This window comes from Chryseobacterium sp. DT-167 (assembly GCF_058310155.1).
In genome coordinates this window covers 1-26,562 of record NZ_JBZEEQ010000015.1, presented here as the reverse complement: position 1 = coordinate 26,562, position 26,562 = coordinate 1, and the positions used below count along the sequence as shown (strand labels likewise).

36 protein-coding genes are annotated in these 26,562 nt (G+C 37.1%); 11 read left to right on the top strand and 25 right to left on the bottom strand.

Going from position 1 to position 26,562, the window contains the following annotated elements:
- Nucleotides 1-58 precede the first annotated feature (58 nt).
- The 9 genes from AC4FQ5_RS17395 to AC4FQ5_RS17355 all read right to left on the bottom strand — a co-directional run bounded on the left by AC4FQ5_RS17395 (nucleotide 59) and on the right by AC4FQ5_RS17355 (nucleotide 7,505).
- Complete coding sequence (locus AC4FQ5_RS17395) at nucleotides 59-736, bottom strand: PAS domain-containing protein (RefSeq protein WP_491145361.1); 678 nt, start codon at nucleotides 734-736, stop codon at nucleotides 59-61.
- Nucleotides 737-1,351: 615 nt separating this feature from the next.
- Entirely contained in the window at nucleotides 1,352-2,158 is an 807-nt protein-coding gene (locus AC4FQ5_RS17390; RefSeq protein WP_491145359.1) for an inorganic diphosphatase, read from the bottom strand.
- 4 nt (nucleotides 2,159-2,162) lie between these two features.
- The gene (locus tag AC4FQ5_RS17385) at nucleotides 2,163-2,819 is read right to left on the bottom strand and encodes a DUF6766 family protein (protein WP_491145357.1); all 657 of its coding nucleotides are present in this window, start codon (nucleotides 2,817-2,819) and stop codon (nucleotides 2,163-2,165) included.
- A gap of 43 nt (nucleotides 2,820-2,862) precedes the next feature.
- Complete coding sequence (locus AC4FQ5_RS17380) at nucleotides 2,863-4,338, bottom strand: alpha-amylase (RefSeq protein WP_491145355.1); 1,476 nt, start codon at nucleotides 4,336-4,338, stop codon at nucleotides 2,863-2,865.
- Nucleotides 4,339-4,346: 8 nt separating this feature from the next.
- Nucleotides 4,347-5,099, bottom strand: coding sequence for an SDR family oxidoreductase (locus AC4FQ5_RS17375; protein WP_491145354.1), 753 nt, complete (start codon nucleotides 5,097-5,099; stop codon nucleotides 4,347-4,349).
- 30 nt (nucleotides 5,100-5,129) lie between these two features.
- A complete protein-coding gene (locus tag AC4FQ5_RS17370) occupies nucleotides 5,130-5,693 on the bottom strand; it encodes a CinA family protein (protein ID WP_491145352.1) in 564 nt (187 codons plus the stop codon).
- A gap of 36 nt (nucleotides 5,694-5,729) precedes the next feature.
- On the bottom strand, nucleotides 5,730-6,128 hold the full coding sequence (locus AC4FQ5_RS17365) for a low affinity iron permease family protein (RefSeq protein ID WP_491145350.1): 399 nt from the start codon (nucleotides 6,126-6,128) through the stop codon (nucleotides 5,730-5,732).
- Between the two features lie 217 nt (nucleotides 6,129-6,345).
- Complete coding sequence (locus AC4FQ5_RS17360) at nucleotides 6,346-6,639, bottom strand: hypothetical protein (protein WP_491145348.1); 294 nt, start codon at nucleotides 6,637-6,639, stop codon at nucleotides 6,346-6,348.
- A 365-nt stretch (nucleotides 6,640-7,004) separates the two neighbouring features.
- Nucleotides 7,005-7,505, bottom strand: coding sequence for a YciE/YciF ferroxidase family protein (locus AC4FQ5_RS17355; RefSeq protein ID WP_491145346.1), 501 nt, complete (start codon nucleotides 7,503-7,505; stop codon nucleotides 7,005-7,007).
- Between the two features lie 14 nt (nucleotides 7,506-7,519).
- Here AC4FQ5_RS17355 and AC4FQ5_RS17350 point away from each other — a divergent pair, with 14 nt between their 5' ends.
- From AC4FQ5_RS17350 to AC4FQ5_RS17340, 3 genes are all read left to right on the top strand, one after another.
- Nucleotides 7,520-8,542, top strand: coding sequence for an LLM class flavin-dependent oxidoreductase (locus tag AC4FQ5_RS17350; protein WP_491145344.1), 1,023 nt, complete (start codon nucleotides 7,520-7,522; stop codon nucleotides 8,540-8,542).
- A 13-nt stretch (nucleotides 8,543-8,555) separates the two neighbouring features.
- Entirely contained in the window at nucleotides 8,556-8,717 is a 162-nt protein-coding gene (locus AC4FQ5_RS17345; protein ID WP_491145342.1) for a hypothetical protein, read from the top strand.
- 185 nt (nucleotides 8,718-8,902) lie between these two features.
- Nucleotides 8,903-9,502, top strand: a complete 600-nt coding sequence (locus tag AC4FQ5_RS17340; protein WP_491145341.1) for a Crp/Fnr family transcriptional regulator — start codon at nucleotides 8,903-8,905, stop codon at nucleotides 9,500-9,502.
- A 385-nt stretch (nucleotides 9,503-9,887) separates the two neighbouring features.
- Here AC4FQ5_RS17340 and AC4FQ5_RS17335 read toward each other — a convergent pair whose 3' ends face one another.
- Nucleotides 9,888-10,232, bottom strand: coding sequence for an EthD domain-containing protein (locus AC4FQ5_RS17335; protein WP_491145339.1), 345 nt, complete (start codon nucleotides 10,230-10,232; stop codon nucleotides 9,888-9,890).
- 138 nt (nucleotides 10,233-10,370) lie between these two features.
- On the opposite strand from AC4FQ5_RS17335, the gene AC4FQ5_RS17330 reads away from it, so the two are divergent.
- Nucleotides 10,371-10,742, top strand: a complete 372-nt coding sequence (locus AC4FQ5_RS17330; RefSeq protein ID WP_491145337.1) for a winged helix-turn-helix transcriptional regulator — start codon at nucleotides 10,371-10,373, stop codon at nucleotides 10,740-10,742.
- 292 nt (nucleotides 10,743-11,034) lie between these two features.
- Nucleotides 11,035-11,397, top strand: coding sequence for a response regulator (locus AC4FQ5_RS17325; protein ID WP_491145335.1), 363 nt, complete (start codon nucleotides 11,035-11,037; stop codon nucleotides 11,395-11,397).
- 638 nt (nucleotides 11,398-12,035) lie between these two features.
- Here the strand turns inward: AC4FQ5_RS17325 and AC4FQ5_RS17320 are convergent.
- The 6 genes from AC4FQ5_RS17320 to AC4FQ5_RS17295 form a co-directional block, all read right to left on the bottom strand.
- Nucleotides 12,036-12,635, bottom strand: coding sequence for a Crp/Fnr family transcriptional regulator (locus tag AC4FQ5_RS17320; RefSeq protein WP_491145333.1), 600 nt, complete (start codon nucleotides 12,633-12,635; stop codon nucleotides 12,036-12,038).
- A gap of 834 nt (nucleotides 12,636-13,469) precedes the next feature.
- The gene (locus tag AC4FQ5_RS17315) at nucleotides 13,470-13,592 is read right to left on the bottom strand and encodes an SDR family oxidoreductase (protein WP_491145331.1); all 123 of its coding nucleotides are present in this window, start codon (nucleotides 13,590-13,592) and stop codon (nucleotides 13,470-13,472) included.
- A 139-nt stretch (nucleotides 13,593-13,731) separates the two neighbouring features.
- The gene (locus tag AC4FQ5_RS17310; RefSeq protein ID WP_491145329.1) at nucleotides 13,732-13,944 is read right to left on the bottom strand and encodes an SDR family NAD(P)-dependent oxidoreductase; all 213 of its coding nucleotides are present in this window, start codon (nucleotides 13,942-13,944) and stop codon (nucleotides 13,732-13,734) included.
- On the bottom strand, nucleotides 13,944-14,213 hold the full coding sequence (locus AC4FQ5_RS17305; RefSeq protein WP_491145328.1) for an SDR family NAD(P)-dependent oxidoreductase: 270 nt from the start codon (nucleotides 14,211-14,213) through the stop codon (nucleotides 13,944-13,946). Before AC4FQ5_RS17305 ends, AC4FQ5_RS17310 begins: the two co-directional genes overlap by 1 nt.
- A 48-nt stretch (nucleotides 14,214-14,261) precedes the next feature.
- Entirely contained in the window at nucleotides 14,262-14,816 is a 555-nt protein-coding gene (locus tag AC4FQ5_RS17300; protein ID WP_491145326.1) for a CinA family protein, read from the bottom strand.
- Nucleotides 14,817-14,829: 13 nt separating this feature from the next.
- Nucleotides 14,830-15,699, bottom strand: a complete 870-nt coding sequence (locus AC4FQ5_RS17295) for a cyanophycinase (protein WP_491145324.1) — start codon at nucleotides 15,697-15,699, stop codon at nucleotides 14,830-14,832.
- 249 nt (nucleotides 15,700-15,948) lie between these two features.
- Here AC4FQ5_RS17295 and AC4FQ5_RS17290 point away from each other — a divergent pair, with 249 nt between their 5' ends.
- The gene (locus AC4FQ5_RS17290) at nucleotides 15,949-16,248 is read left to right on the top strand and encodes a hypothetical protein (RefSeq protein WP_491145322.1); all 300 of its coding nucleotides are present in this window, start codon (nucleotides 15,949-15,951) and stop codon (nucleotides 16,246-16,248) included.
- Between the two features lie 12 nt (nucleotides 16,249-16,260).
- A complete protein-coding gene (locus tag AC4FQ5_RS17285) occupies nucleotides 16,261-16,854 on the top strand; it encodes an NAD(P)/FAD-dependent oxidoreductase (RefSeq protein WP_491145477.1) in 594 nt (197 codons plus the stop codon).
- Nucleotides 16,855-16,927: 73 nt separating this feature from the next.
- Here AC4FQ5_RS17285 and AC4FQ5_RS17280 read toward each other — a convergent pair whose 3' ends face one another.
- Entirely contained in the window at nucleotides 16,928-17,482 is a 555-nt protein-coding gene (locus tag AC4FQ5_RS17280) for a YciE/YciF ferroxidase family protein (protein WP_491145320.1), read from the bottom strand.
- A 120-nt stretch (nucleotides 17,483-17,602) separates the two neighbouring features.
- On the opposite strand from AC4FQ5_RS17280, the gene AC4FQ5_RS17275 reads away from it, so the two are divergent.
- From AC4FQ5_RS17275 to AC4FQ5_RS17260, 4 genes are all read left to right on the top strand, one after another.
- Nucleotides 17,603-18,448: a transporter gene (locus AC4FQ5_RS17275; RefSeq protein WP_491145318.1), complete on the top strand. Its 846-nt coding sequence runs from the start codon at nucleotides 17,603-17,605 to the stop codon at nucleotides 18,446-18,448.
- Between the two features lie 86 nt (nucleotides 18,449-18,534).
- Nucleotides 18,535-19,146: a DNA-3-methyladenine glycosylase gene (locus tag AC4FQ5_RS17270; protein ID WP_491145317.1), complete on the top strand. Its 612-nt coding sequence runs from the start codon at nucleotides 18,535-18,537 to the stop codon at nucleotides 19,144-19,146.
- Between the two features lie 395 nt (nucleotides 19,147-19,541).
- Nucleotides 19,542-19,808 carry a hypothetical protein gene (locus AC4FQ5_RS17265; protein ID WP_491145315.1) on the top strand — a complete coding sequence of 89 codons (267 nt, stop codon included), beginning with the start codon at nucleotides 19,542-19,544 and terminating at the stop codon, nucleotides 19,806-19,808.
- Nucleotides 19,809-20,520: 712 nt separating this feature from the next.
- Nucleotides 20,521-20,679, top strand: a complete 159-nt coding sequence (locus AC4FQ5_RS17260; protein ID WP_491145313.1) for a hypothetical protein — start codon at nucleotides 20,521-20,523, stop codon at nucleotides 20,677-20,679.
- Between the two features lie 317 nt (nucleotides 20,680-20,996).
- Here AC4FQ5_RS17260 and AC4FQ5_RS17255 read toward each other — a convergent pair whose 3' ends face one another.
- The 8 genes from AC4FQ5_RS17255 to AC4FQ5_RS17220 all read right to left on the bottom strand — a co-directional run.
- Complete coding sequence (locus tag AC4FQ5_RS17255; RefSeq protein ID WP_491145312.1) at nucleotides 20,997-21,251, bottom strand: hypothetical protein; 255 nt, start codon at nucleotides 21,249-21,251, stop codon at nucleotides 20,997-20,999.
- Between the two features lie 41 nt (nucleotides 21,252-21,292).
- Nucleotides 21,293-21,826, bottom strand: coding sequence for a zinc-binding dehydrogenase (locus AC4FQ5_RS17250; protein ID WP_491145310.1), 534 nt, complete (start codon nucleotides 21,824-21,826; stop codon nucleotides 21,293-21,295).
- Between the two features lie 356 nt (nucleotides 21,827-22,182).
- Nucleotides 22,183-24,318 (bottom strand): catalase, encoded by a 2,136-nt coding sequence (locus tag AC4FQ5_RS17245; RefSeq protein WP_491145308.1) that lies wholly within the window; start codon nucleotides 24,316-24,318, stop codon nucleotides 22,183-22,185.
- Nucleotides 24,319-24,348: 30 nt separating this feature from the next.
- Nucleotides 24,349-24,510, bottom strand: a complete 162-nt coding sequence (locus tag AC4FQ5_RS17240) for a DUF6766 family protein (protein ID WP_491145307.1) — start codon at nucleotides 24,508-24,510, stop codon at nucleotides 24,349-24,351.
- A 121-nt stretch (nucleotides 24,511-24,631) separates the two neighbouring features.
- On the bottom strand, nucleotides 24,632-25,042 hold the full coding sequence (locus AC4FQ5_RS17235; RefSeq protein ID WP_491145305.1) for a DUF6766 family protein: 411 nt from the start codon (nucleotides 25,040-25,042) through the stop codon (nucleotides 24,632-24,634).
- A gap of 1 nt (nucleotide 25,043) precedes the next feature.
- On the bottom strand, nucleotides 25,044-25,847 hold the full coding sequence (locus AC4FQ5_RS17230) for an SDR family NAD(P)-dependent oxidoreductase (RefSeq protein WP_491145303.1): 804 nt from the start codon (nucleotides 25,845-25,847) through the stop codon (nucleotides 25,044-25,046).
- A gap of 113 nt (nucleotides 25,848-25,960) precedes the next feature.
- Nucleotides 25,961-26,224 (bottom strand): hypothetical protein, encoded by a 264-nt coding sequence (locus AC4FQ5_RS17225; protein WP_491145301.1) that lies wholly within the window; start codon nucleotides 26,222-26,224, stop codon nucleotides 25,961-25,963.
- Nucleotides 26,225-26,351: 127 nt separating this feature from the next.
- Nucleotides 26,352-26,562: hypothetical protein (locus AC4FQ5_RS17220; protein ID WP_491145299.1), on the bottom strand; the 211-nt coding region annotated here is incomplete at its 5' end.

Sequence of the window (26,562 nt, the reverse complement as noted above, 5' to 3'; positions counted from 1 at the left end):
TGCTCTGGTCGCAGGCGTACCTATTCCAATTTGTAGAATTTTACGTGCCTCATCATTCTCAATAACCGGTAATATCTCTGGCAATTTTTGAAATAACGAAAATTAAGCCAGCATCCTTTCTTATGGAGGAAATAGTCAGAGAGACATCAGTCAGATTGCCTGCTTTGGTAAGGCGTTTAGTTTCAAAATACGTTATGGACTCTCCCGCTTGTAATCGTTCTATAATGAAATCCTCTTCTTTTTTCCGATCTTCGGGAATAAGTTGTAAAATTGACTGTCCCATTATTTCATCTGCCGTATATCCAAACATTTCCTCGGCTGCAAAATTCCAGCTTGTAATTTTCCCTTTAAGCGCTTTGCCTACAATAGCATCATGGGAAGAGTTAACGATGGTCACCAGTTCTGCATTTTTTGCTTCCGCTTTTTTAATATCAGTTATATCGATCATCGAACCAATGATCCTGCGAAGCCTTCCCTCCTCACTAAAATATGTTGAACCTTGAATCTTTACCCGTGTTGTCGTGATATCGGATCGTCTCAGACGGCATTCAAGATCGAAATGTCTATCAGGTTTACCTTCCCGTATATTCCGGATGGTTTGATTGGCATAATCCTGATCATCCGGATGAATCAGTTCCAAAACAGCGCTATAATTAAGTTGGTCTGAAATAAGATGCAGGATCTTCATCGAGTGATCAGAAAAAAACATTTTTCCTTCTTCGTAATCCCAGTCCAAGTTCCAAGGTTAGTTGCCTCAATAGCAAGCCTTAAACGCTCTTCGCTCTCTTCTAATAAACGCATTAGTTTATTTTTCCTATTTTCTTCCTCAACTAAGGGTTTAATATCCTTTGTGAAGCATCGTGAATACACAAATGTCTGATCCCTAACCATGCATTGGAATTTATGGTAACATATTTGACAGAACCGTCTTTGCATTTAAGTATGGCAGGTAAGTCTCGCAGCGTTTCGTTACTTGTCAACCGATGTAGAATTTCCTGAATGACATCAGCATCCTTATGAAAAATTGCTAATTAGAAAACCTATATCCTCTCTACTGTATCCTAATAGGTCGAGTTCTGCCTGATTGACCCAAATAATGATACCTTTACCATTACCAATGTAACGGTACTGAACCATTTTCAATAAAGTCCGAAAGCTCATCAACTCTTTGTCTCAGTTGTTCATCTTCAGTTTCTCCTTATCGTCCATAATATCCACGTTATTAGATGAAATTTCAAGAAAAAGATAGAAATATTCCTTCACGCATAAAAACCTTGTTAGAATATTAAATATTACTATAAATTGACGTAACTTATACTATATAGGACAGCAAACAACATAAAGCGGGATACTACGCGAGCAAACCTATATCACTCTGTCTGATAATTAAATCTTTTTGCTGATATTGCTCCTGTAGTTTTTGCTTATATGTTTTCCAGTAAGATTTATCTATTTTAGAGACCATTACTTCGTAAATGATAATCTGATCTTTGATTTCCCTCTCTTTTTTATCCTTCCAGATGCCGTCTGCCGGCATTTGGGTGTAAGCAGTCACTCCTCCGAAATCGTCAGTTAATTTCTTCTTGATCTTTCTATATATTTCTTCCGAAAACCGATTTCCTTTGCTGTCAAATATCGGAACGAAAATCTCTATCTTCTTTAAGTGATCGGCATCCTTTAATGATTTTTCTATTGTTTTGAGTGCTTGTTTTGAATTGATCATTTTAAAAGGCCTGAAGCTCTTCCCCGCCTGCCTGTTATAGCCGATGAAAAAGTTTTTAAGCTCTTCCAAAACAGAATCCGGCAATTGTTTTGCCTCAAGAATATTTTTAAAGACGACGGAAACTTCAGGTACTGCCAAACAACGGTCGTTTTCCACTTGCTTACCGGTTCGTTCCTTTTGTAGAGCCTTGATAGCACCAATGATTCGGCACTCCATTAAACATCCTGAAAATGATCCTTGTTCGGAGATAATAATTACATCCAACGGATCACCATCTTCTCCTAATGTTCCTTGAATAAACCCAAAATCGTAAGGGAAAGCAAATCCAAGAGGAAGATATTTCGTGAGAAGATAGCCACCAAGTTCAGGGTCATAATCATATTTGGCATTGGAACCTTTTGGAGTTTCTACTGTACAATGTATGCTTTTCATCATTATATTATGGAGTTTCATCATTTGCCATATCAACAGGCTTGGATTCCGGCGATCCCTTTTGCCTTAGCCAGATTGACAAGACCACGATAGAAAAAACAGCTAAAAATTCACTCTGCCAATTCTGAAAAGACTCAAACCAGAACCTTGATTCAAAAATATATTCGCCTGCAGTAATTGCCGGATGTCCTTTAATCAGTTCGTCAACATTATAATCTTGCCAGCTGCCGTAAAAATGCAGCCCGAAACTCAGTAAAAACAAAATCCCAAAGGCAATAGAGAGCGAATGCTTATAAATCGCTAACCAAACCCCTCCTTTTTTCACCGGCCATGGTGAGTTGGCATGTGCAACAGGCTCTCTATCTACATCTTCCTCCCCTTCCAAAGATTTGGATTCACTTGAGCCTTTCTGCCTCAGTGAGACCGTAAGCAGAATATAAAGCATCATTTGTAAGAACTCACTTTCCCAATTCTCAAAAGTGGCCTGGATAAAATGCCCGCTTTGGATGTACTGACCGAAATCGAGGCCCGCCTGCCCTTCTTCAATCAGTTCCTTATTTTCAGTTTTCCAGCCTGTGAAAAACTGGCCGATGAGAAAGATCACCATGAATATTAATAGTACAATACTCAGACTGTTTTGGTAAAAAAAGGTTTGCTTTTTCATTATAAGTAGAATTTATATTAAAAGAATATTCAAATCAATCAGTTTATTCGGATTTGACCCATACACTTGCAGAACCTGGATTTACCCAAAATGTACCTTTTCCATTTTCGTCTAAAACAACTTTATCTTCACGCAGCTCCAGAAAATCTATAAATCTTAACCCTGCACTTTCCTTGCCAAGATCAATTTCTTTATAACCCTCTTCACTGTTGGAAATAACCACAACGCATCCCTGCTTTTCTTCATTGCCTTTTCTGATCCAGGCAATACAATTGGGATGATCAAAATAATTGATCTGTTCTCCGTATGCAAACTTCTGTCTGGCTTCGAGCAATTTTAGAAGAATCTCGATTCTCGGCATTATAATCTTCACTTCCTCGTCATTTTCGTTTTTGTCTGTATATTCCGCACCAAAAAGATCCGGATAGAAAACGCATGGATAACCGTTTTCAGAAAGAAGGATGATTGTATAGGCAATTGGCCTGAACCAATCTTCGACTGTAGATTCCAAAGCCTGCAACTTTTGTGTGTCGTGGTTTCCGACGAAGCAAACTGACGACACAGGATTTTGTTCCAGAAAACTCCCTTGCAGTATTTTACTTAAGTCAAAACTATTTCCTTCAGTTGAGGCGCGAAAAAAGTTATAGTGTAGTGGAACATCGAAGGAGGATAAAATGTGATTCATCTTTTCTGAAAAACTGTAAATTTTCTCAACTTTATCTTTCCAGAACTCACCAACGCAAAAGAAATCATCATCTATCTCCTCTCGGATATAATCTATGAATTCCTTAAGAAAATCGCTGGAGATATGTTTGAGTGCATCTAAACGCAAACCATCAACTTTAGTCGTATCGATGTACCATTTGATCCAGTTTTTCAGTTCCTGTACAACGTGCGGATTTCGGAATTCCACATCTGCTCCCATCAAATAGTCATAATTTCCAAACTGATGGCTGACTGCGTCATTCCAGCCGATCCCGCTTTCGTTGTGGATCTTAAAAATACCTTTTAGGTCCTCGTTGTTTTTCTTGACGCAATCGATTCCGCTGAAGCACTGGTGATCCCAGATGAATTCAGAATATTTGCCAGCCCTTCCCGGGTAGGTAAATTTTGTTCCGGCTTCTGCTTCAAAAGGTTCACCAATGTACTCATTCCGGTCTTCCCCACTTACCTGCTGTACGGTGATTTTTTCTGTTTCGTCCGGTCCCATTCTATGATTTAGGACGACATCAGCATACACATGCAGCCCATGGTCGTGTGCTTTTTTAACTGCATTCAAATATTCCTGCTTTGTTCCATATCTTGTCGCAACTGTTCCCTTCTGGTCAAACTCGCCAAGATCGTACAGATCATAGACATCATATCCTCTTCCTTCTGTTCCCAGTTCACATTTAACCGCAGGCGGAAACCAAACAGCCGTAAATCCCAAATCCTTTAAGTATTCTGCTTTTTCTATAAATTCATTCCAAAGATTTCCCGGATGGTACCAATGAAAGAATTGTATAATGACTCCGTTCATAGTATCTATTACCCATTAACAATTAAACCTCCGTTAGGATGCAGAACCTGTCCTGTAATTTGTGCAGCAGCATCGGTAGCTAAAAACAAATAGCTTGTGGCAATTTCCTCTGTTGTTGCATTCCTTTCCAATGGTGGTTTACTTTTATCTTCTTTCTCTTCTCCAAACGTTTTCTCGGTAAGAGGTGTCGCAACAGGACCCGGAGCAACAGCGTTTACCCTGATTCCTTTTTGCTTTGCCTGTAATGCCAGCGAGCGGGTAAAGGAAACGATCGCTCCTTTTGTGGCAGAATAGTCAAGCAATTCTTCATGTCCCTGATAGGCTACGGCAGAAGTTGTATTGATGATCGAGCTGCCTTGTTTCAAATATGGAAACGCCGCTTTGGTGAGGAGAATCATCCCGATAATATTAGAGTTAAATGTTTTCCTGATATCTTCTTCCTTAAGGTCTGAGATATTTTCTGCCGGAATTTGTGTCCCGGCATTATTTACGACAATATCAATTCCTCCAAACTCAGAAGCCGTCTTTGATACAACATCTTCACAGAAATTATTGTCATTAATGTCGCCGCCAAAAGATAGAGCGCGTACTTCTAAATCTTTAATTTCCTGTTCAGTCTTCTTTGCATCTTCGTCATCGTTGTAGTGAATGAAAGAAATATTAGCACCTTCCCTGGCAAAAAGCAGGGCAATGGCTTTTCCAATCCCACTGTCTGCTCCTGTGATGAGTACAGACTTATTTTTCAGCTGTAAATTTTTCATAATGATTTTCGTTTGAAAGTAATATTATTTTTATGGTTTTTCTTGTTTCTTATCAATCTCATTTTTCAAGCTTAGGAGTATAAATTCGCTATAGTAAAGTTGTGCGTTCAATGGCTTCGTTCTGGGATGCAGATCAAGCTTTTCTGTGCGTATGACTTTCCCATTATATGCTATGGAAAAGAAAGCAAACAGTTTTTGCTCCGATTCAGGAACAGGAGTTGCGTATCCTGTTACTGCAACCGACCATTGGGTCTGAAACATCTTTGACACATTCAATGCCATTGTTTCTGCTATATGAGGCGAGACACAATCAAATTTCATAGCTTCATTTTCGTCAACATTCAGGTGCATTACTTTCTGTTTCAGTGTGTATACTGTGATTCCTCCCTGAAAGAAATCCGATGCATCATTTGCTTGTGAAAACACCAGTTGCAACAAGCCGGCGCTAACACTTTCAGCAACTGAAACCGATTCTTTATGATCCATGAGAGTTTTACCGATCTCATTAACCGTATTTTCAAGATCAGTTATTAAATTTTTGTAGCCTATTAATGATAACTCCGGGATACTATTATTTTTTCGGGATTCTGCCATATCAGAATATTTAGTAAATAAAAATAAAATAAAAGATTATTTTTCATCGATCGAACGTACCATCTCCGCTTCTTTCTTCGGGAGTTTAGACAGCTTCTCATAAAATCGGTGCAGCTCATCCAACTCTTCTTCTGTTAGATCCTCAATATCAACCAAACGGTTACTTGCTTTTTCGCTGGACGCAATAAGCTCGTTCAATTTAATCTGGATTGCTTTTGAATCTTTATTTTGTGTTTTCTGAATAAGAAAAACCATCAGGAATGTAACAATGGTAGTTCCGGTGTTAATCACCAATTGCCAGGTTTCGGAAAATTTGAAGACTGGTCCGGTAACAGCCCAAATAATAACCATCAAAGCGGCAATAATAAATGCTGAAGGGCTGCCGGTAAAGCATACAGCACGGTCTGAAAACCTTTCAAAAAAGTTTTTTTTCATATCGATTGTAATTTGGTTCGCGGATAACTATAGCTACTTATGAGTGCTAAAATTTTATATAAAAAAAGGAATTAAAAATTTTAATATTTATGATTTAAATCAATTAATATTAAAATCGCAAATTATTATACAATTTGGCATTAAACAAGTTTTATATCATTCACTAGTATTGTCTCTCCGTTCTCTGCCTCGCAAGTAATAATTTCAGGCATGCACATCACCCGGAACTGGTGCCAGCTATGATAAAACTTTTGTCCTTCTGATATTTTTGTTTAAGTAAACTGCGAATCGCTGAGTTCTCCAGATGTCTGCGTATCCTATTCTGATCACCGCCTATAAAGAATACTGTTTTTGATTTTGATATTCGTTCTAAATAAAGGTCGACAGGCATCGAGTCATCAATAGTAATGTAAAAACCGAAATTTGTATAGCCTATCCCAGCAAATGTTTTTTGGTAGGTATCATGCATGCTTTCCGGTTCTGAACTCGCCGCAGTAATAACTTCGGTCATTTTTCGATGTTACTAATAGTTTGAGAGTTTCATTTGGCTAAAATTCATGGTTATATTATTGTTAATTCCAATATAGATGATTTTCAACCATACACCACAAGACGTAGAAATTTTATGAGGTAAATCACACGTGGCCTTTCATAGAGGTATAATGTCTGCTACAATATTTCACAAGCTCTAATTTACCATTTAGCTCTAAGAGGGTATAATCAAAAAGTTTAAAATCTGTGAATATTATTTCATGATAGTTGCCCAATGGTTGATCCTAAGAAATTTAATTCTGGCTCTGGTCAATCACATAAAAAGCTTCCAGTAAAATAAAAAAGCAACCTTAAAAGATTGTTTTTTTTTAAACTTGGACTTTATTATGCGTCAGCAGCTTCAAGATTAATTTCAGAAATTGCCAGGTCTGTCAATAATGAGTCACAAGATTTTTCTTCATCCAATGTCTGCCGTAGTATTTTCATTGCCTCCTCCTCTTGCAATAATTGGCAGTATGATACTAAAGAACCATATGAAGCAATTTCATAATGTTCAACCTTTTGCGCAGCTGCAATGATGGCTGCATCACGAACAAAACCAGCTTCTGTTTCCTCCATTATGCCCTCACCTTCTTTTATCAGACCATCCATTGCATCACATTTCTCTGCCTTAGCTTTTTCTCCTAAAATTTCAAAAACTTCTTCAAGACGAGTAATATGTACATCAGTCTCAGATTTGTGATTATTGATTGCATCCTGCAATTTTGAGGAGGTAGCATTTTTCTCCATTTCATCAATGCTTTCGATAAATGCTTTTCCGCCCAGTAAAGGTCTTTGTATTTTGTAACTTTGTGCTGTTAATTTTTTCAAGTACGATTCAAACATTATAAAGAACTATAATGAGTAAAAAAACATCATATTCAATTTTAGAACTGGCTATTGTCTCAGAAGGCAGCAGTTTTAAAGAAACTTTAAACAAGTCGCTTACATTGGCAAAGGTTGCAGAAGAGAATAATTATTCCAGATATTGGTTTGCAGAACATCACAATTCGGAATCAGTGGGAAGTAGTGCTACCTCGATTTTAATTGGTTATGTCGCTGAAAATACAAAAAAGATAAGAGTCGGTTCGGGCGGAATTATGCTTCCCAACCATTCACCGCTGGTGATTTCGGAACAGTTTGGAACTTTAGCACAACTCTATCCCAACAGAATTGATCTGGGATTGGGAAGAGCTCCCGGAACTGATATGCCGACAGCACAGGCAATCCGTTCAGATTTTATGAAGGCCGCGCATTCGTTTCCGGCTGAAGTGGAAAAAATTGAGGAATATTTTTCAGCAGAAAATAAAACTTCTAAAGTGAGGGTTCCGATTGCGGAAGGCGTTGACGTGCCTATCTACATTTTAGGTTCAAGTACAGACAGTGCCCATTTGGCTGCAGCGAAAGGATTGCCCTACGCTTTTGCCAGTCACTTCGCATCTACCCATCTTCACACGGCTTTGGAAATTTATCGTGAAGAATTCCAGCCATCGGAAGTTTTAAACAAACCGTACACAATCGCCGGCGTCAACATCATCGTTGCTGATACGGATGAAGATGCAGAGCGCTCGTTTACATCACTCATCAGAATGTTTTTTGGTGTCCTGACCGGAAATTCAAAACCGCTCCAATCTCCAACTGAAATGACAGAAGACCTAAAAGAGGTTTTGAAAAATCCAAGTCTACATCAAATGCTGAAATATTCGTTTGTTGGAAGCAAGGAAACGGTTAGAAAGCAGGTAGAAGATTTCCTAAACAAAACTCAGGTTGATGAAATTATTATGGTTTCCAATATCTTTGCACTGGAAGACCGCATTAAATCGGCACAGCTTTTTGCTAAGTTGATGGATGAAATCAATGCAGAACGTTCTTCGGATATTTAATACATCAATAACAATGGCAAAAAAGAAACCCTACAACGAATGTCTCAACACCGTAAAACCTGTAAAGGATGCGCTGGAGGTAATTAACGGTAAATGGAACTGGCAATCATCATCTCTGTTGGTGTCGGGAATGAGCGTTTTACCGATATTCAGGATTACAACACAATATCATTGAAGATATAATCTCTATGTTTTGGAGAATGATTGTTCCAAAAGTTGTTAAAATGCGCATTTGCCAAATACACAATTAACTAAATATCAGTAAATTGTGTATTATTGAAAATCAAATATATCATTATGGTTTACAATTTGTATAATTAAAAATAGATAAGTACAAGTGTAATCATAAAAACCAAAGTCATGATATTTGATGAAAGTTTGCTCTATGCACACGGTGCAAAATCAGAGAATTATATATCCAGCCAATTGATATTTAGAGAAGGGGATTCTCCAAAATATTATTTTCAAATTGAAAACGGGATAGTGGAACTAAATAACTACCATTTAGATGGAAAAGAATTTACTCAAAATATTCTTTCCGACGGGCAAAGCATTGGTGAATCATTTCTATTTAGTAACAAACCTTATTCTATGAACGGGTATGCTAAAACAGAATGCAAAATTATCAAATTGCCAAAAGATGATTTTTTGAATCTAATAAATCATAATGCTGATGCTGTAATCAATATGTTTAAATATTTAAGCAACACATTACATCAAAATTATTTGAAGTTATTTAATCTTTCTTCTGCTGATCCTACAAACAGAATTAAAATGTTGATGGATGATCTTAAAGAAACTCATTCAATGTCGCAAAAAAAACACACCTTTCAGATTCCTTTAACCAGACAGGAACTGGCCAATCTTACAGCATTAAGAGTTGAAACAGTTATCCGCACAATTAAAAAAATGGAAAGAAATAATATCGTAAAAATTAAAAATGGTAAAATACTTTACTGACAGTTATCTGATAATTTATACCAATGATCCTCAATTTATTTCGTGAAAAGTACGATGAAAGAACAGTGTTTTATCAATCTAATCACCGCTGCGAACACCACCTGGTCTTATCATACCCTGTTTTCCGAAAAATTTGAAATCATAAAAGGTATTTTTCAAAGTAGGCAAAAGAGAAAGCCTTATTATAGTTTAGACAGGGAGAGGCTGCCACTCAGGGGCAGTAAAAAAGGATATTTGGATTATCTCGTACAAATACTATAAGCAGTAGGCAACTTAAAGTATCTCACAAAAATGCCCGCATTTATGGTGATTTTTTAGCTGCATCTTCAGGTCGTACCGCACATCTAACTAATGGTTTAGATGTGCGGCATTGATAAGTTATTACTTATACACCAGCTTTAATGATTGTCTCATTATTTGCCATTGCAATATAATTTTCATTATCAAAAAAATTGGGTTCATCGGGACGAACCTTGGTTAAATAATTTTCTGAATTGAAGAAGGTGTTGAAATCCTCAAACGAGTCAAACGAGATTTCTACTACAGCATCATATAATGGCTTAGGGAAACCTTCTGCTGCTATAGGGTGGTTAACGACATACTTTCTAACGTATAGTTCCGTCTCAGGGATGGAACAGAATAAAGGAGCGTGTTGATTTTTATGATAATCTATAAATTCTTCAAGGCTTAAGCTTGGTAGCTTCTGTACTAAAAACGTGAATTTGATCATTGTCTGTTTATAATTATATTTTGTGTAAAAGTAGAATGCTTTCTTTTACCGGGCAATTACGCATAAATTTATGCGTATGCTGCCAGTCACTGACCTGTTGAAAAAACATGTAATTTTACAACGGCAAAATTATTATTTATGTATCAAAAGAAAACACCTGTTCAGCTTGATTGCGGATTGCAGTTTTTCAAAGAACTTCTGAATGGTAAATGGAAACTGATGCTTGTTTATTATATTTCCCAAAACCTCAAACGTCCAAGTGCATTACAACGCAAAATTCCAAATGCTGACAGAAGAGTAATGGATAAACAGTTGCAGGAATTAGTATTGCACGGATTCATTAATAAAAAAACTTTCCAGACCAAAGTTCCTAAAGTTGAATATGAACTCACAGAACTTGGAGAAAAACTCTTACCATTGATCTTAACTATTGAACAATGGGGTGAAGAAAACCGATTGGTGCTTAATAAAGCCATGGAAAAAGACCCAAAATTTGAAAATGTTATCTGATTCTGATTTGACAGTTCAAAAATGCAAAATCATTATCTTAATACAGCACCTTTTCTATGCCAAGCATCAAAGTGATTAGCTCAAATTTTAACAATAATTGATTAGCGATTTAATTAATTCATATCAAAATTATGCATAAGACCTAAAAGTGTAAAAATTTATCAATGCTTACTACAACTTGTAAAATGGTAGGTCAAATCATGCTTAGATCAAGAAAGATTTTATAGCTTTGAGATCTTATTTATGTTAATGCAACCTTGTTTTATCAATTAACATCTAAAAATTGCCAACTATGTACAAAAAGAGAATATTAATTTTTGATGATGACGCTGCCGTTCTTGAAGTATTAAAAATTATCTTTTCCGAGAACGGTTATCAGGTGGAGGTTTCACAGATTTCCCATAATGTAGTGGAAATTGCCAATAGTTTTCAGCCAGATTTGATCATAATGGATTATTTTATTCCCGAAATTGGAGGTGCAGAAGCGATTAACAGACTGCGAAAAAATGAAAAATTCAAAAAGGTGCCGATCATCCTGATGAGTGCCAGCATAAACATCGTCAAAATCAAAAAGAATTCGGGAGCAAATGATTATCTAAAAAAGCCGTTTAATCTCTGGGATATGGAAGGAATCGTAAACAGGTACCTAGTATAATTCTTCCGACAAATCAATTCTTCATTTAGATTTAAATGATAACAATGCTACATATAAACACCAATATCATCATATTAAATGAAAATCCCTTTGTTTTATGTTAAACAGGGGATTTTTAATATCACTTAAAAAAGAGACACCAATATTTATAATAAAGCGGGGGGGTGTATCAAATGAATTGGCTGATTAGAATCATTTGCATTATTTCAGCATAGCGGAATTTTTTTTAAAAACCCTGAAACCATCTACTTAACAAAGTTTATTAGGATAAGGATGAAGATTTTGAATTGATCTTCTAAGTAGACATTTAGTCAATAAATTAATGACTTTATTAGGGAAAAATTTTACTCTCAAATAAAATTGCCGGATTTTGATCTTTAAGGACAAAAAAATTAGAGCTGAATTGTAATAGCCACGACTTGATCTAACAGTTAGTGTCTAAATATTGGGTTACTCTTGTAAAGTTCTCAATATAAATAAATGCTCCGTATATCTTTTTTCCAAATACTTTACTTCATATACATTTACATGAGCACTAATTCCTTCATTTCTAATAAGAACTGGATATCACTTCGTAATATTATTATATTGTTGTCGGCCTATATCACGCCTTACCTTGTGTTCACAGACTGATCTTATCAATAAAAAATTTTTCTGTTATGAATCCGCAACGTTTTTTCCCTTTCCATCTTTTTAATCGTTCTTATGGTTGTTTCAAGGCAGAGTCCCGTAAGTGATGCCAGCTGCTGCCTTGTGAGTGGAACCTCATAAGTAAATGGCTTTGTATTATGATTTTGTTCTCTTTTCATCAAATCAATGACCTCTTTTAATCTTTCCGCTGCGTTGTGACTCGATATTTTCTGCATCAAAACAAATTTGCGATAAAGGCGCTCTGAAAGGGATCTACAAATATTTAAATAAATTTCAGGGTTTGAAACTAAATAAGATAGAACAGATGTTTTGCAAACTTTGATGATGGTACATCTCGTCATAGCGATCGCATTCATAGGATATGGCTTATCGGTGAAAAGCATGGATTCAGCAATGCCGTCTTCGCATGTATGAATATTTTGAATAAATTCTTTGCCTTCGCTATTGTAATTGTTCAGTTTTACCTCGCCTGACACTACCTGATGGTAGAATTGCGGACTGCTGTTTTCCCGAAAGATATAATCGCCGGGATTATAATCTTCCTCTGTCGCACCCATAGAGTGCAGAAGTTCTTCTTTAATAGACATAAATATTTGTTATGGTTGGTGTGAGAATGTTGCCAGATGAAATCTATTTAAGAATATCATCATGTTAAGTAGATCTTTACATGATGCATGTTGCCGAATTATTTTAGTGACAACAATCTAGAGAGATGATATAAGGCGGGTCATGAAGATCAGGCGTATTGTCTCTTTTATCATATGTACGAGACGACTTCTGTATTAGGACTGCTGCACTGGATTGGTGACGAGATTTTAAACTCCTTAGCAACACTGTTGAGCAAAGATATAATAATGATTTAACCAATGGTATGTTCTAGATCATAACTATTATTTAAATGCAAAATAATAATTCATCTAAATATATAGCTAAGATTTACATCTGTTGATCAGCAAATTTGGAGCCATAAACGCCAATAAATATTCATTATGTGACAGAATTCGAAGTTAAGTAGGCAGCTTAAATTATCTTATAGATATTAATTTTAGGCACAAAAATTTAAGTTTTTATAAAAGTTTGTAGTCAAATCAGCATTCCTTGATGGAAAATACAAATAATATAGACGTATGCCGGATTTTATCCATTTCCCATTAAGAAAGCGGTACCAACCCCATGGAGCGGAACTGACTATGATTACAACCAAGATTGCGTTTGAAATACAGACTGCAGCATATAAAGGTATTTTAATGAAACTCGAATACCATAAACTTCAGATTCAAATTGACATTTCCTCATCATTGAACTTTAAAGGAGCTTTTCTATATTTTTAAGATTTTCTATCTAATAAAAAAAACAGTTTTAAAGAAAGATATTAATATACATTATTGTATGAAGCTTAATAAACGTTTCTATTCAAGTGGTTAACCGTTAACAATGAGGCCTCCATTAGGATGCAGGACCTGTCCTGTCACCTGACATGCATTTTCTGATGCCAGAAAGAGGAAGCTTGCCGCGATTTCTTCCGTTGAAGCATTGCGTTCCAAGGGCGGTTTGCTTCATCTTCCTCTCCGAAGGTTTCCTCTGTAAGTGGTGTTGGTACTCACCCGGGGCACAGCATTGACACGGATTCCTTTCGGTTTTGCCTGCAAAGTGAGTGATCGCGTAAAGGATACGATAACCCCTTTAGTAGGCGGAATAGTCCAGCAGTGCTTCATGCCCTAAATAGGCCGTTGCTGAAGTGGTATTGATGATGGCATAGCCCTGCTTTAAAAAAGGAAATACAGCTTTGGTCAGTAAAATCATTCCTATAATATTTGAATCGAAGGTCTGTCTAATATCTTTTTCATCCATATTTTCCATGTTATCACAAGGAACCTGTGTTCCGGCATTGTTCACTAGAATATCGACAGTTCCAAACTCATCAACTGTTTATGACACGATATGCCGAATAAATTGATTGTCGCTGATATGCCGTCAAACGAAATTGATCTTCGACCCATTGTTCTGATCTTATCTTTTGTTGTATTGGCGTCTTCAACGTCTATGTAATGAATGAACGAAACATCTACCCCTTCTTTAGCAAATAGTAAAGCTACGGCTTTGCCGATTCCTGTATTCGCACCCGTCATAAGTACCGATTTATTATGTAGCAGTAAATTTTTCATAGTCATTTAATAATTTAGTGTTGTGGTAATTTTGTGGTGTAAGTTCTTTCAACGGTTAAGCTCCTGTTCGAAACGTTTAAAAATAGATTTACTGTACGAAACCTGAGCATCGATAGATTGAGTGTCTAAAGGTAAACCAATCTTTTCACTAACCATGATCTTTCCCTGATACGAAATGGAATAATAGGCAAACAAGTCCCCTTGTGACTCTTCAACTGGTGCTGCATAGCCAGTGACTGCTATTGACCAATCCGTATCGTACAATTTTGCAACATTCAGCGCCATGGTTTCAGCGATATGAGCTGATACACAATCAAATTGCGATGCCTCTTCTTTGTCTACCTTTAGAAGCTTAACTTTTTCCTTTAATGTATATACGGTCATTCCACCTTCGAAAAATTTCGACGCGTCTTTCATTTGTGAAAAAGAAAACTGGAGAAAGCACGCCGTAACGCTTTCCGCCGTTGAAACAGTTTCGCCGAGTGAAAGAAAACGGTTTTCAATTTCTTTAAATACATGTTCCAATTGAATCATGTGGTCGTCAAATGACTGCACTAAGGGTTGTTGTTCTGCAGAACTCTCTGCCAAGTCTGAATTCATCATAACTACTGTGCTTTTATTTAACTTTATTTTGGCGGTCAACCTTTTCCGAGCAGTCCGCTGCAGTCATCGTGCCATCGTTTAAGTTAAAGGAACAGCCGTCAGTTAAAAGGTGTACCTGTAAATTTTCAGCATAAATCGGACAATTTTGATCTGCAGACTCCACGTTGGTCTGAATGATATTTTTTGCGCTGATGACGATAACCATTCCTGAGCCCTTGCAAACAGCGTGATTTCCGTTTTCAATGAGCAGTGCCGTATCTTCTCCAAGTCCTAGACCATACAATTCCTGATTTTTTAAAACCGTATAAGCCAATCTTCCGAACCTTCCTCTATGAACAAAATGGGTGTCAACCAGTGAATTCGTAAGAAGACCAAGACCCTTGCCCATTTCAATATCGTTACTGATCACGGCTTCACCGTTTTCAGCTTCACTGATGATGATTTCCGGCATGCACATGGCTCCGGCACTTGTCCCTGCAATCATAAAACCTTCTTCACTCATATATTTTTCTTTTAAAACGTCTATTATCGGAGAATTCAGAAGTTTTTCACAGATTTTATTCTGGTCTCCGCCGGTAAAAAATACGGTCTTTGATTCGCGTATCCGCTGGATGTAACCCTCATTTTCAGAATCATCACCGATATGCATGAAGCCAAAGTTGCTAAAACCTATTGAAGAAAAAGTTTCCTTATAGGTCTTTAGCAAATCCTCCGGCTCAGAACTTGCGGTTGTGATCACTTCAATCCGATCCTTCTTCGAACCTGTCAGAAGTTTAAGAATTTCATGAGGTGAAAAATTATTATTGCTCTCTTTCATTTCAATATGATTATCGCTTCTGTCTTCTTTGCCTCCGATAATCAGTAATTTTCCTTTAACATTCATACCTGATATTTGATATTTAGATTAATTTCGCTTTCTACACTTAACACTGTCCCTTAAAGCAGATGAACAAAACTACAGACACGAAGATCAAAATTATATGATGATAATCACCATCTTCGGAATTTTTTATTAGTACTACCTTCTTATGACATGGATCACACTTCAAGTGCTGTGTGATTTGTAGTATTGCAGCAATGTAGTTGGATCAATCATTTCAGCAAATAATATTAAACTCTTGATATGCACACCATGGAGAATTTTGAAGTAATTATTATTGGCGGAAGCTATTCAGGGTTGTCAGCCGCTTTAACCCTTGCACGGATGGCACGAAAAATATTAATTATCAATGACGGCAAGCCCTGTAACCGTTTTGCTGATGATTCACATAATTTTCTGCCAAACGATGGTGATGACAGAAATAATATAAACCATAAGCTCTGGGAGAAAGTGCTTAAATATTCCACAGTCCGAGCAGTACTAGATTCTGCCGTAAGTGGAGGAAAAACCAAAAAGGGTTTTACTATACATACCAAAGCCGGTAAGATCTAGTCCACTCAAAAAATAATCCTGGCGACCGGCGTCACGGATATACTGCCTGATATTGAAGGTTTTCAGGAATTTTGGGGTTCATCCGTTATTCATTGCCCCTACTGTCATGGTTATGAATTCAGGAATAACAAAACAGCGATACTCGGAAATGGTGATTCGGCATATAATATGGTGGGAATCGCTTTGAACTTAACAAATGATATATCTATCTTAACTGATGGGAAAGCAAAATTTACAGAAAGTCAGCTCGCTGTTTTAGGAAAGAACAATGTTACAATATGGGATATCAAGGTCGAAAAATTGATTCGCCAAGACAAAATGGTAACGCATGTAGCATTTAAGGATAAGAGCAAAATATCTATTGAGGTAGTCTACGCAATTGTCGGCTGTCAACAACAATGCTCTGAACTATTGGCACATTTTGAGTTACATTATACCAAAAAAGGATTGATAAAGATTGACCACAATCAACGGACCGATGTACCAGGAATTTATGCTTGCGGAGATAATTCTTCTACGATGCGCTCCATTTCAAAAGCGGTTTACACCGGAAATCTTGCAGGCGCGATGGTCAATCAGGAATTAATAGATGAATCATTTATATAAGAGAAATTTATCTTGGAAAAAAGATTGATAATAAAAAATCAGACTGCAGATTACAGTCTGATTTTTTATTGATTTATTCGTTGTCTTTCTGAGAAGCTTCGAAATTAATCGAATTGTATGCAGAATCGCTTAGCAGCGCATCAGCTTCTTTTTCTTCTGCAAGGGTCTCTTCAAGCAATGACGCAACATAATCTTCACCAAGTGTTTTTGCAAAAGCGGCTAAAGTTCCGTAGGACGCAATTTCATAATGTTCAATTTTCTGAGATGCAGAAATAATTCCGGCATCTCTAACAGGACCCGCCTCTGTATCTTCCAAAATGCTTTCGCCTTCTTTGATAAAGCCCTCCATCGCATCACATTTCTTGCCACGGTTCGATTCTCCAAGAATTTCAAAAATCTTGTCCAGTCTCCGCACCTGGCCTTCGGTAGCTACAACATGTTCTTCGATTGCGGCAATCAATCTTGGTTCTGTAGCATTTTTAGCCATCTTCGGCAATGCCTTTAATAAAGCTCTTTCCGCATAGATAATGTCCTTCAGTTCATCAATAAACAGTTCTCGCAGTCCATCGGCCGCCGACGATTTTGCCTTCACTTTTCCTGCTGTACTTTTGTTGTCTGTTGTTTTCATAATATAAGTAATTTGATTTATAATGAAATACAAATAAGATACTTTAATGATTTTTTCCATACCACATTTTCAGATTTTATGATGAGTAGTACGAAATTTGTACTGTCTCCAAAAAAAACGATGAATCACCCATACAAGCTTTGTACAGCAATCTTAATAACTGTCTGCCTGTCTTTTGTCTGCAGTGCACAAGAGAAAAAACAGCATCATTACTCAATCTTCAATCCAGTTCCTAGAGAACTAATGCGTGAGATGGAAACAGACCGCCCGGATGTTACCGAGTCTCCGATTACGGTTGATGCAGGACATTTCCAGTTAGAGACTGATCTTGTTCGTTGGGAAAATAAATTAACTGAAATAACACAAACGCATACTTTATTGGTTAATCAGATGAACCTAAAGCTGGGAATTACCGGAAATACAGCAATACAGATTGGTTATCAGACTTATGAAATCAAAAAAGAAAAAGGAATAGAATCCGGCGTCAAGGAAATAAATCAGGGACACGGAGATCTTACCCTCCGCATTAAACAAAACCTAATCGGAAATAACAAGGGAGACTTTGCATTGGCAATACTTCCCTACCTTAGGTTGCCTATATCAACATTCGAATATGACCGCCACCTTGAAGCGGGATTTATCGTACCCATGTCTTACAAACTTCCAGAAGAATGGAAGTTGGGATTTCAGGTAGAATTAGATCGATTAAAAGATGAAGACCAGCCGACAATGCATACTGAGTTTTTACAGACCCTTACCATCAGTCATCCGATTGTAAAAGGAATAGATGGTATTGCAGAAACTTACTACACTTATGACTTCAAAACCCATCAATTTTCAAATTTTATTAATGCCGCTATTCAAGTTGAAATTATAAAAGATTTTAAACTCGACGCAGGATTAAACCATGGTTTGCAGCACACTGCAGACAAACACTATTTTGTTGGAGCTTCTTATCGACTGTAATTTTTGATCTTCGGCAGGTTTCAAATCGTAAAACATAATGGCTTTTATAAAATATATAAATAATCCATCTACATTAACTTCATTCAATGAGACTCCCATCTGAATATTACACCAATACAGACGTTCCCTTTCTGGCAGAAGATCTGTTGGGTAAAATCCTTTTTACAAAGATCAACGAAAGCATTACAGCAGGAATCATAGTGGAAACAGAAGCGTACTTCGGAATTGAAGATAAAGCATCCCATGCCTATGGGAACCGCCGTACTCCCAGAACAGAAGTTATGTATAACAAAGGTGGTTTGGCTTATGTTTATTTGTGTTATGGGATCCATCATCTTTTGAATATCGTTACTTCAATCGAAGGTGATCCAAAATGTGTCCTCATCAGAAGTATTGAACCTTTTTACGGTTTTGCAGAAATGGAACGAAGACGAGAAATGCCAGCAAAAAAACCGGTAATTTCCTCAGGACCCGGATCACTTACAAAAGCATTAGGCATAGACCTGTCGTTTAACAGGCAAGATCTGACCCAAAATCGCATATGGATCGAAGATCAAAGCATAACATATCAATCATCTCAAATTTCGAACACAGCCCGGATAGGAATTGGTTATGCTGAGGAACATGCATTACTGCCTTTACGTTTTTTTGTAAACGACTCGGAATATGTCAAGAATAAAGGTGTTGAAGGCCCATAATTATCCGTTTCACATTTTTCATTCAGTGGAATGCCCGCTCCATGCTGACTTATATGCTCATGTGTAACGATCAATAAATCTACCAATAATCTCGCATCAAAATGGTTCTGCCAGGGAAGTACATTTAAGAGAGATAATTTAAATTTCCCGTAATCTTTAGAAATCAACTTTTTATACCATGCCACACTTCGCACACGAAACCATAGTCAACTGCTTGGTGTGTTACTTCAGAATTCGGAATATTCCTTATACTAACAAAAAAGATTTAATGAAAGTGTCCAAAAGTTATCAAATACTTCGGCACAATTTTTAATGATGTTTTTAAAGAACGACAAACTTTAGGTAATAGCTAAAGTAGATAGATAGCAGTAGAAAATTAATTCAATCGAAATATTATGATAGCTGAAAAGGAATTACAAGAAATAGAATTGCGGGTTGACCAAAGTCAAACAGGACCATGGAAGGCAAATATCAATGGACGCGATCATGATAACGGTGCCAGCTTTATAGTAACAGGCTCGGAAGATGATCGTGGTGTTGACATCCATCTTACAGGAGCGACAATTGCCGACATTGACTTCATCGCAAATGCAAAACAGGATATTCCTAGACTCATTAAAGAAATAAAAGAATTGCAAAGTCAGATTGAAGTAAATCTTTAACAGAAAAAGCCTCCAAAACTGTCATTGAATTACATTCAACCACTGCGTTATATCCACTGTAATAATCTGAAATATATAATTTTGTACTCATTTTGGAAGGATTTAGACCAAACACTTATTCGCACTATACAGCCTTTATTTTTAAAAATGATGAGCTGCTGACTAATAAGAGAATAAAACTGCAATGATGCTGTTGAGTACTGACAGAGAAACTTAATATGCTTAAGATGTTTGTTGAAAAAATTTCTCCGGTAACAATACCGGAGAAATTAGCCATTAAAATATATAAGAATTTGTATAATTTAAATCTTAAAAAAACGATACATTAATAAATTAATCAATATAATATACGAGAAAGAACTAAGATCGGTTTCCATTTTAAATAATTTAATTTACATCTTGATCTTTTCCTTTTTTTAAGTAAAAGCATTATTTATTTCTACAGTAATACTAACTTTGTAATGAGTTCTTGTGAAATTTTAAGCAACGATTTTATACGATCTAATCGTGCACTGCCGTAAATTCAATTTTAAAAGTGCTAAGCTTTACACTTCCTACGACTATAAACACTTTCTTTATTCATTTTTACTTTAAACTCTGAACGTTTATGACAAACTTTTCGAACAAACATACTTATGAAAAACAAAGAGTTATCGAAACTGAAAATCGCCTGAATGTTCTTTTTTAAGCTACATCAGATGTAGTATACTCAATGAACCCTGACTGGACGGAAATTCGTCAACTCGACGGAAAAGGTTTTTTGAAAGATGCAGATGCACCCAAAACGAATTGGCAAAATAGAGGAATGTATCCGAGAGAAAAAAAACATAGAATTGGAACACCGTGTTTTGAGGGCCGATGGCACACCTAGTTGGACATATTCTAAAGCACCTATTCGATCAGTTTTTTATTGCTTTTACTCTCTAAGAATAGCGTTCTGTAATTGCTATATTTCAAAGCTATTATAATACCTTGTCATCTTCTATGGCCTAAGTCATAGAATTCATATATATGCTCGTTAAGCATTTAACGAGCAATGGCTTATTAAAAAAACGTAATAGATATTGTTATTGTATTAATTTAGGATATAAAAAAAAATAGACCTCTGCGAAGAGAGGTCTATAATCAAAATAAGAATATAACACTTATTTATAATCTAATGCTATTTCCATGGATCCATCACTGCTTTTACACAACCATCTTCTTTTTATGGAATATTTCATATCCTTTAGCCACATCATCCAATGCTAAACGATGAGTAATAATATCATCCAGCTTAACCTGTCCGGTTTCCACATAATTCAGAAGTTTGTCAATGATCGGTTGAACGGGCACTTGTCCGGCTTTGATGGTTAAGCCTATATCAAAAAATTGTCCTACTGTGAAATTATCATAGGATATACACCCAGAATTGATAAAACCACCTCTTTTTGAACCTCTCATACACGCCTCTAAAACTTGTACCGAACCTTTTTCAAAATTAATTACCGCTTTAGCTCTGTCAACAAGATTCTGTCGGGTTCAAATCCTACCGCATCAATGCATACATCTGCACCATGGCCATCTGTCATATCACGGATTTGCGCAACGGTTTGTTCTGCATCATCCCAAAGAACGGTTTCACAGCCTGTCAGTTTTGAAATCTGATCTAACCGATACTGTTGAGTATCGATCACAATAACTTTTTTAGCATTATGTAAAATCACACTTTTAACTGCCATTGACCCGAAAGGGCCAGCACCGAAAATAGCCACCGTTTCGTCCCCTTTCAAATCTGCCCACATTACTCCGGTATAACCTGTAGGGAAAATATCAGTTAAAAACAAAACCTGCTCATCCGTTAAGGAATCAGGAACTTTTAGCGGACCAAAGTTTGCATAAGGTACGCGAACGTACTGCACCTGTCCACCGTCATAACCACCATACAAATCTGTGTAGCCAAACATTCCACCGCCTTTCTCTGTGAGAATACCGCCTTCCCTTCGGGACCATAGTTTTGAGGATTGGAATGCTCGCAACCTGATAGCAGATCATGCTGACAAAAATAACAGCCACTACATACAATGGGGAAAGTAACAACTACACGGTCACCAACTTTCAGGTGGGTAATATTTAGGCACCTACGTCTTCAATAATCCCCATAAATTCATGTCCTATGACCATCGGACGCGCTTGTAGAATACCTCCGGTATACATATGCAGAGCACTGCACATATTGCCGTTGAGGTTACTTTAAAAATAATGTCATTAGGATCTTTGATGATGGGGTCATCTACTATGTCACAGGTGATTTTACCCGGAGCATGAAAAACTGCTGCTTCATATATCTATATTTGTTTTGGTTACATGATCATGCGGAAGAAAATTTCTATCCTTACATCCCGTTTCTTTCTTTTTCAAATTCCCAGACTCTGTGATTGGCTATGGCGTCTACAAATAAATCATTGGCATCAGCAGCATCAGCGGATATTACTCCCGGATCTTCATGCTTGATCAATGCTATATCAGTCTTATTTTTCAACACGTCGGTTTCAGGTCCAAAATAAATTGCTTTACAATGACGAAATGCTTCATTAATGAAATCTACCGTCATATTTTTATTTCCGGGTTTGACAAAACCTTCAGCCGATTTTGCACCTCCACAGATATATAATGCGTCAAAACAAACGCTTGATGTTGTAGATAATGCATGATCCGGAATATATGCCTGTCCATCAGAAGACTGTACAGGAGCGATCGAATCAGCAATATACTGAACAACTGCTCCCTGTCCTTCTAGTTTTTCTATCAAACGATCAGTAGATGCAGCATCAAAGCCATTGGTCATCATAAAACCAATGATACGGCTTTCAATAGTATCTTTGATGGTATTTGCCATACTCAATGCTGCAGAAGATTTTGTCTGAGGTTCAATCTCTGCACTTTGGAGGCTTGCCGGATCTGCATCCGCAGGAATACTTTGATTGGGCTGATCAAGGATTTTCACTTCAACTCCTAATCGGGAAGCCACATCGTTTGCTAAATCTTTATCAACAAAAGCTAGCTGACCAACCATTCTTTCTCTGATCGCAGGAATCGTCACTTTTGAAAGTTCAAATACCAACGCATTTTGGAGGTGTGTCTTTTCAAATGTTGACTGACTGTTATAGAATAACTTTGCCTGCGAGTAGTGATCTACAAAACTTGCACTTCTTGCTCTTACTTTGTGACCTTCTACTCTTTCTTTCTGAGACGCAAAACCTCCGTCTTTCATCATTGCCTGAAAAGGACAGCCGCCGCCCATAGTATTTGGTTCATAGCTCACTTTTCCTTTTGCAATCTGCTGGCGCATATGACCGTCACGATGATTGTTGTGAACAGTAGTAATTGATCTGTTGATAGGAATTTCATGAAAATTCGGCGAACCTAATCTTGTCAACTGAGTATCAGTATAAGAGAATAATCTGCCTTGTAAAAGAGGATCGTTACTGAAGTCGATTCCCGGTACAATATGACCCGGGTGAAATGCTACCTGCTCCGTTTCGGCAAAAAAGTTATCCGGATTTCTGTTTAAAGTCAATGTACCTACCAATTCAACCGGAACCAACTCTTCAGGAACCAATTTCGTCGGATCTAACAAATCAAAATCGAAATCATGCTCATTTTCTTCAGGAATTAACTGTACTCCAAAGTCCCATTCAGGAAACGCTCCGTTTTCGATCGCTTCCCAAAGATCTCTTCTGTGGAAATCCGGATCGTTTCCTGAGATCTTCTGAGCTTCGGGCCATGCAACAGAATGAACACCCAGTTTCGGCTTGAAATGGAATTTTACAAAATGGACTTTGCCCTCTTCATTTACAAACTTAAACGAATGTACACCAAACCCTTCCATCATACGGTAGCTTCGGGGTATTGCACGGTCACTCATCAGCCACATGATCATATGCGTACTTTCAGGCATTAATGAAATAAAATCCCAAAAAGTATTGTGCGCAGATGATGCCTGTGGAATTTCATTGTCAGGCTCAGGTTTTACAGCATGGACCAGATCCGGAAACTTAATCGCATCCTGAATAAAAAAGACAGGAATGTTATTGGCTACCAGATCATAGATTCCTTCTTGGGTATAAAACTTAACCGAAAAGCCTCTTACATCGCGTGCTAAATCTGTACTTCCCCTGCTTCCGGCCACCGTAGAAAATCTTACAAATACCGGAGTTTCTTCGTCTACATTATTTAAAAATTTTGCTTTGGTGTATTCTGCCAGACTTTTGTTTAGTTTAAAAACACCATGAGCCCCGGAACCTCTTGCATGCACTACTCTTTCAGGAATTCTTTCATGGTCAAAGTGGGTAATCTTTTCTCTCAGAATAAAATCTTCCAGAAGAGAGGGACCTCTTTCACCAGCTTTCAGTGAATCCTGATTGTTGTTGATTTTCAAACCCTGATTCGTGGTCAGCAGTTCACCCGAATTGTCAGTGGTCGAATTTTGAAGCTGATCAATTTTTTCGTTCAAATGTTCATTTTTCATAATAATTATATAAGTGGTTGATCGTATATTTTATTTTAAATTGTGTATTGTTAACGGCAAGCAATGCTGGTTAAGGATTTTCTTGATGCGGTATATCCACAGGTTTGACTCCGGTGGACCTTTTTGTCTTAGCCAGATCGACAGAATGACGATGGAAGCAACAGCTAAAAATTCGCTTTGCCAGTTTTGCAAGATTCGAACCAAAATCTAGAACTCTGAATATATGCTTCCCAAGAAAGGAGGGGTATATCTTATATCAGTCGTTCGCTGTTAAATTCCTTCAGGCTTCTGTAAAAATGAAAAACAAAACTAACTACAAACAGAATAAAAAAGCGATGAATAATGAATTTTTATAGATCATCAAGATAAGACCACCTTTCTTTACAGGCCACGGTGCATCTTTATGCGCCATGGGATTGCGATCTACATCCTCCTTCCCCTCTAATGATTTGAATTCGCCCGATCCTTTCTGTCGTAGGGATACTGTAAGCAATATATACAGCATCATCTGCAGAAACTCACTATCCCAATTTTCAAAAGTTGCCTGAATAAAATGACCGCTCGAAAGGTAACCAGTCAGGGTTATCACAGGCTTTTCGTTTTCCATTAATTCAGAATTGAAGGTGTGCCAACCTGTAAAGAACTGACCGCCCAGCAGACCAGCATCAATAAAAACAGGACAATGCTTAATTAATCCATCTCGATAAAACGAATGCTCTTTCATTTTAATCTTTTTGTGATTGGGGCTTTTGCATTTCTCCCATTCTATGAGCAGCCATACTTTCTGTAGTAAGATTGCTCATTGCAACCGTCAATTTATTTTTTAATCCGGAGATTATTTTATCATCCCCTCTCATCATCGCAGTAAATCCATCTTTGGCTACGTCCTCTGCCGTTGAAAAGTTTTCCCAATCTTCCATAATCTTACTGTCATTCATCAATGCCTTGTTAAAAAAATCTGTTGCTGTTGGTCCTGGCAGTAATGCAGTAATGGTAATACCGGAATCCTTTAATTCTTCACGGATTGCTTCAGACCATGATAATATAAAAGCTTTTGTACCATGATAAACAGAATGCCACGGCCCCGGCGAAGTGCTGGCAATCGAAGCCAGATTTAAGACTTTTCCATAGCCTTTATCGACCCTGTCCTTTAAAAATAATTTTGTTAATATAATGACCGCAGCTATATTTAAATTAATCATATCAAGTTCTCGGTTCAAATCTGTATGTAGAAATTTCCCGTAGAGCCCCTGACCCGCATCATTGATTAAAACAGATGGGCTTATATTGTTTACTTTTAATTCAGCATATAAAGAATACACATCATCTTGATAAAATAAATTTTTATTAAAAGTGGCAATTTTAACCCTATACGACTTTAACTCAGCGGCTGCCTTATTAAGGGTTTCCTGATTGCGCCCGACAATCACTAAGTTATATCCATCATTAGCTAAAAGCTTTGCCAGCTCAAAACCTATTCCGCTGGTTGCTCCTGTCACCAGGGCATATTCGTTATTCTTTCCTGTCATCTTGCTAAGTTTATTAAATTTATATACATGCTAATTGACATGTTTTAAAAGCCGGTTTTGCTTTTAAAGCATATCATTCCCTCGTTAACATCACTGCTTTGATACGTTGGGTTTTATTTTGATCCTCCTCCTGTACCTGAAGAATCGCTTGGAAGGTTACCCGAAGAATTCTGAGATGAAGTTTTCTGTATTGCAGCATTTTGCGATTCTGTATTCAGACTGTCAGTAGGTGTTCCTGAAGAATTGTTGGTAGGCATACTGTTATTGTCGGAAGCAGATACAGCATTAGAATTGTTCGACTGGTTTGTCGACGCTTCTTTTTTACAGCTAACAATTGCGAGAGAAATAATGATAGCCATTGTGATAACTTTTTTCATAATAATTTTTTTTAGGTGTATTTCAAAGATATTACAGTATCATAAAGTATATTATGACTTAGGTCATATCTATAGAAACAGAACTATTTTAATTTTATGATCCGTCATAAGTAATGATATGCGATTGTCATAGTTCAGGTTTACCCTGGAGTTCAGGACAAATCTCTTCCGAAAGAATATCATCAACCTGATATTGCTCAAAATGTTTCTTTTCTGCAGATAAAACTGCTGCTGCTTGACTCTGGTCGTTTGAAACAATGTTGACTAAAGGTTCGGTAATTAAAATTCTTACCGAAGGATCAACTTCTTTCATCATCTCGATACCTTCAATATATGCT

Excerpts from the sequence above, each read along its gene's own strand:
- AC4FQ5_RS17390 (WP_491145359.1), bottom strand. The coding sequence starts at position 2,158 with ATGATGAAAAGCATACATTGTACAGTAGAAACTCCAAAAGGTTCCAAT.
- AC4FQ5_RS17385 (WP_491145357.1), bottom strand. The coding sequence starts at position 2,819 with ATGAAAAAGCAAACCTTTTTTTACCAAAACAGTCTGAGTATTGTACTA.
- AC4FQ5_RS17380 (WP_491145355.1), bottom strand. The coding sequence starts at position 4,338 with ATGAACGGAGTCATTATACAATTCTTTCATTGGTACCATCCGGGAAAT.
- AC4FQ5_RS17375 (WP_491145354.1), bottom strand. The coding sequence starts at position 5,099 with ATGAAAAATTTACAGCTGAAAAATAAGTCTGTACTCATCACAGGAGCA.
- AC4FQ5_RS17370 (WP_491145352.1), bottom strand. The coding sequence starts at position 5,693 with ATGGCAGAATCCCGAAAAAATAATAGTATCCCGGAGTTATCATTAATA.
- AC4FQ5_RS17365 (WP_491145350.1), bottom strand. The coding sequence starts at position 6,128 with ATGAAAAAAAACTTTTTTGAAAGGTTTTCAGACCGTGCTGTATGCTTT.
- AC4FQ5_RS17360 (WP_491145348.1), bottom strand. The coding sequence starts at position 6,639 with ATGACCGAAGTTATTACTGCGGCGAGTTCAGAACCGGAAAGCATGCAT.
- AC4FQ5_RS17355 (WP_491145346.1), bottom strand. The coding sequence starts at position 7,505 with ATGTTTGAATCGTACTTGAAAAAATTAACAGCACAAAGTTACAAAATA.
- AC4FQ5_RS17350 (WP_491145344.1), top strand. The coding sequence starts at position 7,520 with ATGAGTAAAAAAACATCATATTCAATTTTAGAACTGGCTATTGTCTCA.
- AC4FQ5_RS17345 (WP_491145342.1), top strand. The coding sequence starts at position 8,556 with ATGGCAAAAAAGAAACCCTACAACGAATGTCTCAACACCGTAAAACCT.
- AC4FQ5_RS17340 (WP_491145341.1), top strand. The coding sequence starts at position 8,903 with ATGATATTTGATGAAAGTTTGCTCTATGCACACGGTGCAAAATCAGAG.
- AC4FQ5_RS17335 (WP_491145339.1), bottom strand. The coding sequence starts at position 10,232 with ATGATCAAATTCACGTTTTTAGTACAGAAGCTACCAAGCTTAAGCCTT.
- AC4FQ5_RS17330 (WP_491145337.1), top strand. The coding sequence starts at position 10,371 with ATGTATCAAAAGAAAACACCTGTTCAGCTTGATTGCGGATTGCAGTTT.
- AC4FQ5_RS17325 (WP_491145335.1), top strand. The coding sequence starts at position 11,035 with ATGTACAAAAAGAGAATATTAATTTTTGATGATGACGCTGCCGTTCTT.
- AC4FQ5_RS17320 (WP_491145333.1), bottom strand. The coding sequence starts at position 12,635 with ATGTCTATTAAAGAAGAACTTCTGCACTCTATGGGTGCGACAGAGGAA.
- AC4FQ5_RS17305 (WP_491145328.1), bottom strand. The coding sequence starts at position 14,213 with ATGAAAAATTTACTGCTACATAATAAATCGGTACTTATGACGGGTGCG.
- AC4FQ5_RS17300 (WP_491145326.1), bottom strand. The coding sequence starts at position 14,816 with ATGATGAATTCAGACTTGGCAGAGAGTTCTGCAGAACAACAACCCTTA.
- AC4FQ5_RS17295 (WP_491145324.1), bottom strand. The coding sequence starts at position 15,699 with ATGAATGTTAAAGGAAAATTACTGATTATCGGAGGCAAAGAAGACAGA.
- AC4FQ5_RS17290 (WP_491145322.1), top strand. The coding sequence starts at position 15,949 with ATGGAGAATTTTGAAGTAATTATTATTGGCGGAAGCTATTCAGGGTTG.
- AC4FQ5_RS17280 (WP_491145320.1), bottom strand. The coding sequence starts at position 17,482 with ATGAAAACAACAGACAACAAAAGTACAGCAGGAAAAGTGAAGGCAAAA.
- AC4FQ5_RS17275 (WP_491145318.1), top strand. The coding sequence starts at position 17,603 with ATGAATCACCCATACAAGCTTTGTACAGCAATCTTAATAACTGTCTGC.
- AC4FQ5_RS17270 (WP_491145317.1), top strand. The coding sequence starts at position 18,535 with ATGAGACTCCCATCTGAATATTACACCAATACAGACGTTCCCTTTCTG.
- AC4FQ5_RS17265 (WP_491145315.1), top strand. The coding sequence starts at position 19,542 with ATGATAGCTGAAAAGGAATTACAAGAAATAGAATTGCGGGTTGACCAA.
- AC4FQ5_RS17260 (WP_491145313.1), top strand. The coding sequence starts at position 20,521 with ATGAACCCTGACTGGACGGAAATTCGTCAACTCGACGGAAAAGGTTTT.
- AC4FQ5_RS17255 (WP_491145312.1), bottom strand. The coding sequence starts at position 21,251 with ATGAGAGGTTCAAAAAGAGGTGGTTTTATCAATTCTGGGTGTATATCC.
- AC4FQ5_RS17245 (WP_491145308.1), bottom strand. The coding sequence starts at position 24,318 with ATGAAAAATGAACATTTGAACGAAAAAATTGATCAGCTTCAAAATTCG.
- AC4FQ5_RS17235 (WP_491145305.1), bottom strand. The coding sequence starts at position 25,042 with ATGAAAGAGCATTCGTTTTATCGAGATGGATTAATTAAGCATTGTCCT.
- AC4FQ5_RS17230 (WP_491145303.1), bottom strand. The coding sequence starts at position 25,847 with ATGACAGGAAAGAATAACGAATATGCCCTGGTGACAGGAGCAACCAGC.
- AC4FQ5_RS17225 (WP_491145301.1), bottom strand. The coding sequence starts at position 26,224 with ATGAAAAAAGTTATCACAATGGCTATCATTATTTCTCTCGCAATTGTT.